Source organism: Paenibacillus intestini (assembly GCF_030803945.1).
GTDB lineage: Bacteria > Bacillota > Bacilli > Paenibacillales > Paenibacillaceae > Paenibacillus > Paenibacillus polysaccharolyticus.
The window spans coordinates 487,858-501,488 of sequence record NZ_JAURUN010000002.1 but is presented as its reverse complement, the minus strand read 5'-3'; the positions used below and the strand labels follow the sequence as shown (position 1 = coordinate 501,488).

Sequence of the window (13,631 nt, the reverse complement as noted above, 5' to 3'; positions counted from 1 at the left end):
AGGCGCAGCATGCTGCGCTTTTTGTTTGTTTTTTATGGCATCAAAGTCATAATTTGATAACTGAATAGGTCACCACAGCAGATAGAGGACTTGATCGCCCCGCCGTATACTTGAACCACAGGAGGCGCACGGAGCTTCATCCTGAGGAAGAATTCAAGAGGAGTGAGGGAGAACACGTTATGAAGACACAACCCCAAGCGGGTAAGGGCGTACGGATATCGGAGATACCGGAAGGCACGGTTCGAAAGCGCAAGTCCGTGTTGTACAATCTTGGCAAGTACAAGGTACTTTACCTGATGTTTTTGCCAGGCATTCTGTTTCTGCTGGTAAACAATTATATGCCGATGTTCGGCGTTCTGATCGCATTCAAAAATGTAAACTACGCGGATGGAATCTGGGGAAGCCCGTGGAGCGGGTGGGACAATTTTAAATACCTGTTCTCGACCAGCGATGCATGGGAAATTACGCGAAACACCCTTGCATACAACACCGTGTTTATTGCACTCAATCTTACTGTCGGTGTAGGTCTCGCCATTTTGCTTAACGAAGTTAAAAACAAAGCGATGTCCAAACTGTATCAGTCGCTGATGTTGTTACCTTATTTTCTATCGATGATTGTGGTTAGTTATCTCGTTTTGGCTTTCCTCGGCAAGGACTCGGGATTCATGAACTCAACCATACTGCAAATGTTCGGAGGACAGCCAATTGACTGGTACTCGGAACCGAAGTATTGGCCGTACATCTTGCCGCTTGTGAATACGTGGAAAAATATCGGTTATTATGCCGTCATTTATCTGGCCGCTGTTGTGGGCATTGATGAAGAATATTATGAAGCGGCTGTGCTGGATGGTGCATCGAAGTGGCATCAGATTCGTTTTATCACCATTCCGTTTTTGATCCCGCTGATTGTTATTATGACATTGCTTCAGATTGGCCGGATCTTCTATGCAGACTTCAGCTTGTTCTATCAGGTTCCGCTGGAATCAGGTGCGTTGTTCCCTGTAACCAACGTTCTTGATACGTATGTATATCGGACATTCCTCATTGGTGGAGACATCGGGATGTCATCTGCGGCAGGTCTATATCAAGCGATTGTCGGATTTGTACTGGTGCTGGTGTCCAACACCATCGTCAGACGGATCGACAAAGATAATGCACTATTTTGAGAGGAGGCAAGTCAGTTGTGAAAACACGTGATCCATTAGCTGTATCCAAGCGTTCTGCTGCTGTTATTCATTTCATGTTTTTATTCTATGCCATTGCCTGTATCGTGCCGATCATACTGGTCTTCGCCATCTCTTTCTCCGACGAGACAACGGTTATTGCGAATGGCTACAAGCTTATACCGGAGCAATTCAGCCTCACGGCCTATGAATTCCTCTTTAAAGATATGGATCAGATCATCCACTCGTATGGAATTTCTATCATCGTAACGGTTGTTGGTACGGTTACGAGTGTTGCGCTGACCGCATTATATGCTTATCCACTATCACGAAGAGATCTGCCATACCGAGGCTGGTTCGCCTTTTTCATCTTCTTCACGATGTTGTTTAACGGTGGACTTGTTCCCTGGTATCTGGTTTACGTCAACGTGCTGGATTTGAAAAACTCGATTCTCGCTTTGATCTTGCCGTTGCTCTTATCACCGTTCTTTGTACTTGTCATGCGTACTTTCTTCGCGAACTCCATTCCCGTTTCGATTCTGGAATCGGCACGTATCGATGGAGCAGGTGAATTGAAAACGTTTTTGCGAATTGTACTGCCGCTTTCATTGCCGGTTATGGCAACCGTAGCGCTGTTCAGTACGCTGAACTATTGGAATGACTGGTATCTTAGTATGATTTTTATTTCGGATAACCGGACGATCAGCCTTCAGTACCTTATGTACCGGACGCTGCTCGATATTCAATATTTAACAACCAACTCTAACGTTTCTTCACAGATCTCATCGCAGGGCGGACTTCTCAATCTGCCAAACAAAACGTTGCAAATGGCGATGGCTGTCGTCGGTATAGGTCCAATCGTACTGGCGTACCCGTTCTTTCAGCGTTACTTCATCAAAGGTCTGACAGTAGGTGCTGTGAAAGGATAACTCCGGGCCGGTTAGGGAGGGAGTATGGTCAATCGAAGATAGACGAAAGGGCATATACAGAAAGCTTGCCGTTTATGAGGAATTGGGGAAGAACGGTAAACGTGTGGAAAACAAGGGTCCATTATATGAACAGGAGGGGTTCAATTGGTTCAATCGTTAAAAGTATGGTCACGTATGACGGCGGCGGCCATGGCACTGGCACTGGTGCTTGCAGGCTGTTCGTCAGACAAGGGAAACTCTGCAACACCTGGTGCTGAGGGCAGTACGCCGAACACAAATAATGAAAAGCCTTATGAGGTATCATTGTTCTATCCGGGCACACCTCAGAAAGATGTCGCTCTTGTGGAAGCGGAAATTAACAAAAAGATGGAGCCCAAGATCGGAGCAACGATCAAAATTAATGCTGTAGACTGGGGACAGTGGGATAACAAGCTGAATCTGATGATCTCCTCTGGAGAAAAGGCAGACATAATCTTTACCGCTGCTTGGCAGAACTACACGGTAAACGTGGCGAAGGGGGCATTCCTGCCGCTGAATGATCTGCTTGATGCGCATGGTCAAGATATCAAGAAAAATCTCGACCCAGCCTTCCTGGAAGGTTCCCAGGTGGATGGTGTGAACTACGGTGTACCTACAAACAAGGAGCTTGCAGCCACTCGCGGCGTGCTGGTGCGCAAGGATCTGGCTGATAAATACAAACTGGACCTGACAGCAGTTAAAACATGGGCTGATCTGGAACCACTGCTCAAAACAATTAAAGAGAACGAACCGTCTGTTACTCCGTTCTACATGTCCAATACGAATGGTAATGGACTCTTGGAAAATCTGGATTGGGATTACCTCGGTGATGCATCTGTACCTGGCGTAATCTCTAAGACCGCAGGAGAGACTACCGTTTTGAACGAGGTGGAAACACCGGAATTCAAAGAAGCAGCCGAACTTGCACGTAAATGGTATCAAGCGGGTTACATCAACAGTGATGCAGCTACGTCCAATGTATTCCCGAAAGATCAGGCGAAAGCGGGTAAAGCCTTCATGTGGACGGATGGTATGAAGCCAGGTAAAGACAAGGAAGAGGAAGGTTATGTAGGACATCCGCTCACGCAAATTGAGATGACCAGTCCAACGATTACAACTGGGGATGCCTCTGGTGCAATGCTTGCGATCTCCCGTTCTTCCGAACAACCGGAGAAAGCAATGCAAGTCATTAACTTGTTACACTCTGACAAAGAAATTAACAATTTGCTCAACTTCGGTATTGAAGGCAAACACTATGTAAAAGTAGAAGGTCAAGAGAACATCATTAAGTTGCCTGACGGCGTAGATGCAAACAGCCGTACCTACAATCCAGGTGCACAATGGCAACTGGGTAACCAGTTCCTGAACTATCTGTGGGATAACGAAGATCCACAGAAATGGGAAAAGTTCAAAGAGTTTAACGCAAAAGGTGTAAAATCTCCTGCCCTTGGTTTCACGTTTAACAGCCAGTCGGTTAAAAACGAAATTGCGGCCGTAAATAACGTCAACAAACAATTTAAGCCGGGAATGACTTCGGGTGCCGTTGATCCGAATGAAATGATTCCGAAGTATTTGGAAAAATTAAAAGCAGCAGGCATCGATAAGATTATCGCAGCCAAACAAGAGCAACTGGATGCATTTTTGGCTCAAAAATAGTAAAAAAGCTGTCCTGAGAGATCGCATGATTCCATCATCCAATGCATCTCATCAGGCAGGACTCCAAAAAGGGATGTTATCGGTAAAAACCGATAACTCCTTTTTTTTGTGTCTGGATCGTTAATCAAAAATAGGAAAAATATGATATAATCAGGTGGTTGATTAGGAGGTGCTTTCGTGTCGAGAACCAGGCTTGTGTTCTCAGGGGGATTATTGCTGTTTGCCATCATCTTTACCTTTAAACATCATCTCGGTTTCTCAGTAGGGGATTCGCTGTTATTATTCATTGGTATTTCTCCGTATACCACATCCTATTTAAGTGGTGTACACATCACGATGTACTTTGGACTTGGAATGCTTGCCTGTGGATATTATCTTACGCGTAAAGAGATCATGTGTACGTTTCCACTTGTGGCAAAAACGTTATGGATTGCTGTTCTGGCTATCATACTCTGTTATTCATTTATGACAGACAAGTTGATGTACGTGGTGAAATGGGGAGCAACAGGTATGAATAGCATATCTTACATGCAGAATGACAGCTCATGCACCTATGATGTGTCATCTAATGGATATGCCTTGGCAACCTGTGAATTGACGCTGAAAAATTACAGTAACTCTGCGGTTGCTGTAATGGTTAAACCTGATTTGTATGGAAGCTATTCAAATCAGGATGATCCGCTGTCCGAATCATTACAGTCGGTTCATCTAGAGGCGAGACCGATTCGGATTGAGCCGAGGAAGACATTCACGGGTACACTTGAATTTTCAGGTGTGGCGGAAAGCCCACTCGAAGTGAGGGGCAGATTGAAGGATATTGTATTAGATGTGGAAGTCGATGGAAGAAATACGGTTTTTGATTATGACATTCCTTAGTTCGTGATAAACAGACTCTAGTTTCAAGTACATAACATATATAATGAATCACTTGCAGAAGGAAAACATAAAAAAAGCTTTGCTTATACGGACGGAACCGGCAGATATGCCGGTTTTTTTCGTGTACAGAAGTTGAATTTAGTGCTGATAAATTGCTTTTATCTCCTTTTCCACAGGGGAGACAATGTTTAGGATAGATAGTGGGGCACTCTATTGATTTGGTTTGCCCGTGTGCAAGAAATAGATTGTAATTACAACCAATTTGATTACAATTAATGTCACGATATAAGTTAACTCTTTTTTACACGTTAACGGAGAGAACAGAAAAAACCTGGAAAAGCGAAGCGGTCGCCTTTATCACCGGATTTCCCCTTTTTTAAAAAGGAATCAAAAAATCTGGGGATAACAGCGAATGGAAGGTTATTCTGTCATCGGAGTGGATTGTGTAAAATCGTTAGTTCCACTTCTGTAGTAAAAGTAAAAAAACAAATAAAGCGAGATGAAACTTCCATGTCATACCGGACAAATCTGTTTTCCAAGATGGTCATTTTAATTCTGATCATGCTTATTCCCGTTGTGCTCCTGTACTGGTATTCCAATCATAAAACAACAGCCGTACTAAGGACTGAGCTTAATCGTTCGAACAGCAATCAGCTTGAATTTTTCCAGAATCAGGTCAATACCCATATTGAATTATTATCCTCTTGGCCGAACCTGCTGATTCATGACCCCGATATTGCGAGCTTTCGGCGCATATTTGCGGAGAGCCGTTATTTTGATCTGGATGCCATCAATCTCGTCAAGCGAATCCAGAACAAGCTGAGTATTCAGGAAAGCTCATCTAACTGGGAGACCAAATTATATCTGTACTCTCCATCGCTTGGCAGGGTGATCTCGGAACGGGATGCCCGTACTTATGACAAGCAGGCTTTAAAAGAAAGCCTCATCTCTGGCTGGGATGTGCACAAAATCGAGGATGGGCAGAATGATCGGTTCAAATTCAGCTGGATTACGGTGTCACCTTATGGCATCGAGAATCCTGCGGAGAATGCAGAAACGATTATCAAGCTGGAGTTCGATAGCGATAATATCCGTGACATGCTCGATAAATTCAAAGGCGACGGCAGGCATGACCCGTTCTATTTTCGCGAAGGGACTGGGGTGATCTATAACCGGACATCAGATCGTACGTTAACTAATCAATTAATCAAAGAATTATCTAGCCATACACTGCAAGACGTAGAAAATCGCACGATCGTCATTGGAAATGAGCCATACATGGTCAATTCTGTGAAATCGAGTACAACCGGCTGGTATTTGGTCGATTACATGCCGCTTTCAGATATTTTGAAACCGATTCACCAGTCGAATCAGCTGTTTTATTCTGCAATGATTTGTCTGCTGCTGATGAGTTGTATTGCGGCGTACTTGTTATATGTGCAAGTTCAAGTACCGGTAAAGCAACTGATTCGCGGTTTCCAGCGATTGAAGCAAGAAGATTATTCGGTTCGTATTGAGCCCAAAGGCCGTAATGAGTTCAGTTTTTTGTCTGAACGTTTTAATTCCATGGTGGAAAAGATTCAGCAGTTGTTTGAGCATGTATACCTTGAGCAAATCCATGTCCGGGAAGCACGTTTAAAGCAATTGCAGTCACAGATTAACCCGCATTTCTTCTATAATTGTTTTTCATTCATTACGAGTATGGCGAAGCTGAAGCGAGTCGATGCCGTTGTGGCTATGTCGCATAATCTGTCGAGGTATTACAGGTACACCACAAGACAGGAGCGGGATGTTGTTCCGTTATCTGAAGAGATTGAATTTGTGACCAACTATCTTGAAATTCAACGTATGCGTATGGAACGTATCCACTACACGCTGGATCTGCCAGAAGATATGTTGCGGATTGAAGTGCCTCCGCTAATCGTACAACCTCTGGTTGAAAATGCGGTCATCCATGGTATCGAAGCGGATGCAGAAGCCGGAGAGATCCGGGTGTCCGGTGAGCAACGAGGCGGTACACTTTTTTTGATTGTCGAAGATGATGGTCAAGGAATGACGCAAGAAGAGCGAGAAGCGATGTTGATCAAACTTGCAGGTACTATGGATCAGGAGATGGGCTGCGGATTGTGGAACGTGAATCAGAGGTTACAACTCAGGTATGGAGGGAAGGGTGGCATTGAGCTGGCGGAATCAGAGCTCGGGGGAGTTCGTGTGACCTTGTCATGGCCAGTGGAACAGCAACCTCTGCTGAAAGACAAAGAGTGAATATAAGGGACTAGGGAGTGACCACATTGATTGATATATTGCTTGTGGATGATGAAACATATGTAACAGAAAGTTTGGAGTTAACGATTCCTTGGGGGGAACTTGGAGTCACGACGGTGTTGCGTGCAGCATCGGGCAAGGAAGCGCTGGAGATTATGGAAGAAAATGCAGTGGACATCGTCGTGACGGATATTCGCATGCCAGGTATGACAGGCCTTGATCTGATTGCGGAAGTAAACCGGCGCTGGCCTCATGTGCGCTGTATTCTGCTGACAGGTCACAGTGATTTTGATTATGCTAAAAAGGCAATTCAATTACAGGCGGCTGACTATATTTTAAAACCTGTTAATGATGATGAGTTTATGAATTCGGTATCAGCGGCGATTACCTCTCTGCGGGATGAGTGGGATGAGTTCGACAAATATCATCGTCTGCTGTACAGTCGTAAATCCGACTACAAGATTCTGAGAGAGAATCTTATGCATGATTTGCTGCTTGGCCGAGAGGTTTCGTCGAAAGCGCTGCGCGAGCAATTAGAGCAATATGAGCTTCATATAGAGCCGGAACACCCTGCTGCGATGATGCTGATTCGTCTTGCTGGACGTTTTGCATCCATGGATCAGCAGTCCATTGATTTGATGGATTTTGCTGTTGGAAATATCGCCGAGGAAGTGCTCGGGGAGACCTATCATGTCTGGTTCAGCCGTGGGCCACATGATTGCTTGGTGATGTTCCTGCAGAACAGGGAACAGGCGGAAGAATCCCTGCTGGTTAACAGTCCATTACGTAATGTCGCCGAGACCTTCCGGGAGCATGTGGTGCGTTATCTTCAAGGAGATTTATCCATCGTTGTGACCCCTCCGTTTCCTTTTAAAGAACTCACCAACGTTTATCGAAAAAGCCTGGGTTCTCTTGTTCTTTCGGGACCGGAAGAACACAAGATCATCTATGTGGATATGGAAAATACCATAAACAAGCGCCCCGAAAATGATGCGGCTCAGGCTCTTGAAGAGTTGTACAAGCCACCGGTACTGCCGCAGCTACTGGAGACCAAACAATGGGAGACAGCAGCCGCCAAGTTGAATGCCGTTTTTGATGCGGCGGATCAGGTTTGCTTGTCCAGAGAGTATGTGTATGAGATGTACTTGTCGGTTACCAATGCTTTTATGTACATCGCCCACAAACAGGGTCACTTGGTGCACGAGATCGACCATGCGGGGTTTGACTTGTTGCTGGCTCATCAATTGATCCAATCTCCAGAGAAGCTAAGGCGCTGGGCCATGGATATGCTGGCGAAGCTGCAGGAGGAATTGTCCGATCAGGAGGGAGCACAGAGTCGTAGACATGTCATTAAACAGGTGCAGGAACTGGTGACCAGAGACACCGGGCAAGACCTCTCCGTGAAGATGATTGCGGATAAAGTCTATTTACATCCGGTATACCTTTCGAAAATATATAAAGCAGAGACAGGCGAGGGTCTGGGAGATTATATGATTCGCATGCGTATGGAACGGGCACTGTATTTGCTTAAAAATACGAATAAAAAAATATATGAGATAACGAGTGAACTCGGATATCAAAATCCGCAATATTTCAGCAAAATGTTCAAAAAACATTATGGGTTAACACCGAATGAATTCCGGGATCAGACATAAATACAACATCATTCGAGCATATAGGTTGGCAAAGGTGCAGAAATCTTGATTTCGTATCATAGGCTGATGTACCTGACCCGTCCTATAATGAAAGGGTAACCAAAACGATTTAAGGGGGAACAACATGAGAGCGCAATCAACGAAAAAGAGATTCTTGTCGCTTCTCGCTACAACGCTGTGTCTGACTGTCGTGCTTGCAGGATGTTCAGGTGGCAATGAAAGCAAAGAGAGTGCAACACCCAGCTCCACAGGAGCTCAAAATGAATACAAGGAAAAGTATGATCCAGCGGTAACGATCACGACGGCATGGGGGATTGACCCGGAACTGAAATTTAAAAACGGTGAATCCATGGAAAATAACGTAGCTACCAAATGGGCAAAGGACAAATTTGGTATTGATATCAAATCCCTGTGGTCCGTGACGGATACGAACAGTGCATTCGCAACAAAATTGCGTTTGGCGATGTCTTCCGGTCAGGAAATGCCTGATATCGTTACGGTTGGACAACCGGACAATCTGGTGGCTCAAGACTTAATTGACTCGGGTATGTATCAGGAAGTTGGACCATTGTTCGATAAATATGCTTCAGACACATGGAAAAAAGCGATGGAGCAAGATCCAAACGTATGGAATCAATACAGCCGTGACGGTAAAAGAATGGGTATTCCCGTACTGGATTACGCATACAACAACGACTACCTGCTCTGGATTCGTCAAGACTGGCTGGATAAGCTGAATATGAAAGCACCAACAACCATTGACGAGCTGGAAGTGGTTATGGATGCATTCAAAAACAAAAATCCGGATGGTCTTGCGCCGGATAAAGTAACACCCCTGAGCATTGGTTTCAAGAAATCCATGAATACATGGATGGGTGATCCATCTTGGATCTTCGGCGCTTATGGTACACTGCCTTCCCAATGGAATGTAGGTGCAGATGGCAAGCTGGAGTATGGTTCGATTAACTCAGGCATGAAACAAGGGTTGACAAAACTGAATGAATGGCTGACAAAAGGATACATTCCTCAGGAAGCAGCGCTGTGGGATGAGAACAAAACGGCTGAGCCGGCAGTGGCAGGTACAGCAGGAATTATCCCTGGCCCTTACTGGATGAGTGGATGGCCATTGATCGATACCGTGAAGAACGTACCAAGTGCCGTATGGAAGCCCATTGCTATCCCGGCTGGACCCGATGGTAAAGCAATGCGTCACGGAACACAGTTTGTTAACGGTGTGACATTGATCAAAAAAGATATGGCACATCCAGAAGCATTCTTTACGTATCAAAACTACCTGTTTGATAATTATGCAGATCCGAAGCCAGGAAGTGAATATGATAACGGTTTGTTTGATGGATACGACTATCAATTGGATGCCAACGGCAAACAGAAAAAACCGGATGAAATCGATGGTGGATATGTCAACGTCGTACGTTACCTGCTTGTTCGTGACGGCGCGCGTATTCCGGATGCTCAGATGAAAGCATTGATGAATCTTGCAGACGGTAAAGAGCCGCAAACGAAGCTGGAAAAAGACGTAGCAGTGAACTACGGACCTGAAACGCCTGCAGCAGCGAAAGTGTTGCTGGAACAGAAAGATATTTCTTTCAAAGACATGTTCACAGGGCCTACAACGAAAACGATGAAGTCCAAACTGGATTACCTCAACAAAATCGAGAACCAGACCTTTAATGAGATCATCTATGGCAAGAGTCCGGTCGATTCGTTTGATACCTTTGTTCAAACATGGAAATCCGGTGGCGGCGATCAGATCACTCAAGAAGTGAACGAATGGTATGACGGCGTGAAAAAATAATCGGCTATACACGATGAAAATGTAAAGCCAAACGTGACGCACAGACGATAAAAGTCTGTGCGTTTTTTCATTTTTCAAACCTTGAAGAATGCATAAAAAAACCTGCGAAACGGGGGAATACAGCTCCAAGAGTCCCTCTTTCCAGTACATGTCCAAAGTAGTTGCTTTTGTGCCATTTATATTGCTTTTATGCGCTGTTTTGGGGTGCTGGTAGGTTGATATAATTTGCCTATAGAGCCACTCAGGAGTACTTGAGTAGGAAGAATTACAGGGGGAGCAATCATGAGAACTTTAAAACGAACTTGGCCATTCCACGTAATGCTGCTGCCAGCCATCATCTTTCTGATTATTTTCAGTTATGTGCCTATGGGCGGAATCGTTATGGCATTCCAGGACTACAAACCATGGATGGGTATCAGCGGCTCGGATTGGGTCGGGCTTGATAACTTTAGATATTTATTTGAACGTGATGATAGTTTGCAGGTTATCTGGAATACCCTCATCATCGCGGTACTCAAACTGATTTTTAATTTGTTTGTCCCGTTTGTGTTCGCCATTCTGCTCAATGAAGTTCGCAAGATGGCCATTCAGCGTACGATCCAGACGCTCGTATATCTGCCTCACTTCTTGTCCTGGGTTATCCTGGGCGGAATTCTGCTTGATCTGTTGTCGACGGGAGGACTTGTAAACCGGGTGCTCGGCACATTTGGCCTCGGACCCTACTTCTTCCTTGGAGATAACAGTTTGTTCCGACCAACGATCATTTTGACGGATGTGTGGAAGGAATTCGGGTATAACATGATTGTTTTCCTGGCTGCCCTCGCCGGCATTAACCCGGCGCTGTATGAAGCGGCAGAGATCGACGGAGCAAACCGCTGGAAGCAAACGCTCCACATTACGATTCCGTCACTTGTACCGATGTTGATGGTCGTTGGAACGCTGGCTTTGGGTAACGTACTCAATGCAGGATTCGATCAGATTTTCAACTTGTACAATCCGCTCGTATATCAATCAGGAGACATCATCGATACATTCGTATACCGCTCGGCGTTGGAAAATGGAGAGATGGGCTTTGCAACCGCAATTGGATTGTTCAAATCCGTGATTAGTATGGTTCTGATCCTCGTATCCTACAGCCTGGCCAAGAAATACGCCGGATACCGCATATTCTAATCGAATGAACAGAGAAGGAAGGGACTACGATGTATCATAAATCACCATCATATCGCATTTTCAATGTCATCAATATCAGTTTTCTTATTCTGATTGCTATCATGTGTATTGTGCCAATGATTCACGTACTGGCTGTATCTTTCAGTAACAAGGCTGCGGCAGATGCAAATCTGGTCAGTCTCTGGCCGGTAGGGTTTTCCCTCGAAGCCTATAAAAAAACAATGAATAATCCGATTTTCCTGAACTCACTCTGGATTTCACTACTTCGTACCGTCATTGGTACAGGTATTACACTCCTGATTACTTTCCTGGCGGCATATCCGCTATCCAAGGAAAATAGTGAGTTCAAAGGCAGAACGGTATACTCCTGGATTTTCGTCTTCAGCATGATTTTCAACGGCGGTTTGGTACCGTTCTACATGGTTATTCAAAAGATTGGTCTAATGGATTCCTTCTGGGTGCTGGTGCTTCCGGGTGCAGTCAATACGTTCCTGGTCATCCTGATGCTTAACTTCTTCCGCGGCATTCCGAAAGAGCTGGAAGAGGCGGCACTGATTGACGGAGCGAACCATTTCAGAACCTTGTTCAGCATCTTCCTGCCGATCTCCATGCCTTCCATTGCAACGATTGCACTGTTCAGCATGGTGTTTCACTGGAATTCGTGGTTTGACGGTCTCTTGTACATGAACAATGCGAAAGATTATCCTTTGGCAACCTTCATGCAGACGGTCATTATCAAACGTGACATGAGCACGATGGCGATGAATCCGCAGGAAATGGCAACGATCTCGCAAACGACGGTGCGTGCAGCCCAAATCTTTATCGGAAGTGCGCCGATTCTCATTGTGTATCCATTCCTGCAACGTTTCTTTGTAAAAGGTATGACACTGGGCTCAGTAAAAGGCTGAGCCTCAATCCCTAATCACTGGAGGCTGATATTTTGAATTCATCAACCAATCAACCATTTGTTCTCGGCATGGATGTGTCATTTATGGACGAGATCGAACAGCATGGGGGAACATATCGTGATGTGGATGGCAAAGAAGAAGATCTGCTGACCATTCTCAAATTAAATGATACTAACGCTATCCGGCTTCGCATCTGGAATGATCCCGTCGGCGGATACTGTAATCTGGAGCGCACGGTAGAAGTAGCCAAACGAATCAAGGCACAGGGATTACAGTTTCTGCTCGATTTCCATTACTCTGATCGCTGGGCTGATCCCGCGAATCAGTGGAAACCGAAAGCATGGGAGAACCTGTCCTACGAACAGCTTAAACTGGCTGTATGCACATATACGGCGGATGTGCTTCGCACATTGAAAGAACACGACGCTTTGCCGGATATGGTTCAGGTTGGTAATGAAATTACGCCAGGCATGTTATGGGATGATGGGCGTGTCGGTGGTGAAGAGCATGATACAGACGAACAGTGGCAACGTTTTGCAGGGCTTGTGAAGTATGGTATTGCAGCGGTTAAATCCGTTGATCCCTCCATTCAAATCATGATTCATATTGACCGCGGCGGCGACAATGCCGAAAGCCGTAAGTTCTATGATCGTTTCGAGGCGTTAGGTGTAGAGTTTGATGTCATCGGTCTGTCTTATTATCCTTGGTGGCATGGAACGTTGGATGCCTTGCGTGACAATTTGAATGATCTTGCCAAACGCTACGGCAAACCAATTAACGTGGTTGAAACGGCATACCCGTGGACGCTGGAACAGCCAGAAGGCATCGAATGGATCATGAATCAGGAAGACATGCTGCTGCCAGGTTATCCTGCAACGGTAGAAGGACAAACCCGATATCTGAAGGATATGTTACAGATTATTCGTGATGTTCCCGGCGGTTTGGGCCATGGATTCTATTATTGGGAGCCTGCGTGGATTCCGAGTAAAGAAGAATGGTCTGTGGGGCACCCGAACAACTGGGGTAATCTGACGATGTTTGATTTTAAAGGGCGCAAGCTTGAATCATTTAAGGCGTTAACTGCGGCGCAAGAATTGAATGTTACAACTTTTGTTTAAAAGATATGCATTAGGTAAATTATCGTAATTCAACAGCAAGGGAGTTTTTCATAA

The 13,631-nt window shown here is 45.2% G+C and carries 10 protein-coding genes; all 10 read left to right on the top strand.

Annotation, left to right across the window (positions count from 1 at the left end; translation table 11 throughout):
- Positions 1-179: 179 nt before the first annotated feature.
- A complete protein-coding gene (locus J2T16_RS07430; protein ID WP_186809556.1) occupies positions 180-1,166 on the top strand; it encodes an ABC transporter permease in 987 nt (328 codons plus the stop codon).
- 17 nt (positions 1,167-1,183) lie between these two features.
- Complete coding sequence (locus J2T16_RS07425) at positions 1,184-2,092, top strand: carbohydrate ABC transporter permease (protein WP_221789903.1); 909 nt, start codon at positions 1,184-1,186, stop codon at positions 2,090-2,092.
- A gap of 144 nt (positions 2,093-2,236) precedes the next feature.
- Positions 2,237-3,766 (top strand): ABC transporter substrate-binding protein, encoded by a 1,530-nt coding sequence (locus J2T16_RS07420; RefSeq protein WP_336122338.1) that lies wholly within the window; start codon positions 2,237-2,239, stop codon positions 3,764-3,766.
- Between the two features lie 177 nt (positions 3,767-3,943).
- On the top strand, positions 3,944-4,642 hold the full coding sequence (locus J2T16_RS07415; protein WP_154886482.1) for a hypothetical protein: 699 nt from the start codon (positions 3,944-3,946) through the stop codon (positions 4,640-4,642).
- Positions 4,643-5,152: 510 nt separating this feature from the next.
- On the top strand, positions 5,153-6,907 hold the full coding sequence (locus J2T16_RS07410) for a sensor histidine kinase (protein WP_221789899.1): 1,755 nt from the start codon (positions 5,153-5,155) through the stop codon (positions 6,905-6,907).
- 26 nt (positions 6,908-6,933) lie between these two features.
- Positions 6,934-8,562 (top strand): response regulator, encoded by a 1,629-nt coding sequence (locus J2T16_RS07405; protein WP_221789897.1) that lies wholly within the window; start codon positions 6,934-6,936, stop codon positions 8,560-8,562.
- A 124-nt stretch (positions 8,563-8,686) separates the two neighbouring features.
- The gene (locus tag J2T16_RS07400) at positions 8,687-10,378 is read left to right on the top strand and encodes a type 2 periplasmic-binding domain-containing protein (protein ID WP_221789895.1); all 1,692 of its coding nucleotides are present in this window, start codon (positions 8,687-8,689) and stop codon (positions 10,376-10,378) included.
- A gap of 282 nt (positions 10,379-10,660) precedes the next feature.
- Complete coding sequence (locus tag J2T16_RS07395; RefSeq protein WP_090924409.1) at positions 10,661-11,551, top strand: ABC transporter permease; 891 nt, start codon at positions 10,661-10,663, stop codon at positions 11,549-11,551.
- Positions 11,552-11,580: 29 nt separating this feature from the next.
- Positions 11,581-12,459 carry a carbohydrate ABC transporter permease gene (locus J2T16_RS07390; RefSeq protein ID WP_090924410.1) on the top strand — a complete coding sequence of 293 codons (879 nt, stop codon included), beginning with the start codon at positions 11,581-11,583 and terminating at the stop codon, positions 12,457-12,459.
- 32 nt (positions 12,460-12,491) lie between these two features.
- Complete coding sequence (locus tag J2T16_RS07385; RefSeq protein WP_336122340.1) at positions 12,492-13,577, top strand: glycoside hydrolase family 53 protein; 1,086 nt, start codon at positions 12,492-12,494, stop codon at positions 13,575-13,577.
- The last annotated feature ends 54 nt before the right edge of the window (positions 13,578-13,631 follow it).

What these genes read in the sequence shown, in the direction of transcription:
- J2T16_RS07410 (WP_221789899.1), top strand. Translation starts at nt 5,153, where the DNA reads ATGTCATACCGGACAAATCTGTTTTCCAAGATGGTCATTTTAATTCTG.
- J2T16_RS07400 (WP_221789895.1), top strand. Translation starts at nt 8,687, where the DNA reads ATGAGAGCGCAATCAACGAAAAAGAGATTCTTGTCGCTTCTCGCTACA.
- J2T16_RS07430 (WP_186809556.1), top strand. Translation starts at nt 180, where the DNA reads ATGAAGACACAACCCCAAGCGGGTAAGGGCGTACGGATATCGGAGATA.
- J2T16_RS07390 (WP_090924410.1), top strand. Translation starts at nt 11,581, where the DNA reads ATGTATCATAAATCACCATCATATCGCATTTTCAATGTCATCAATATC.
- J2T16_RS07395 (WP_090924409.1), top strand. Translation starts at nt 10,661, where the DNA reads ATGAGAACTTTAAAACGAACTTGGCCATTCCACGTAATGCTGCTGCCA.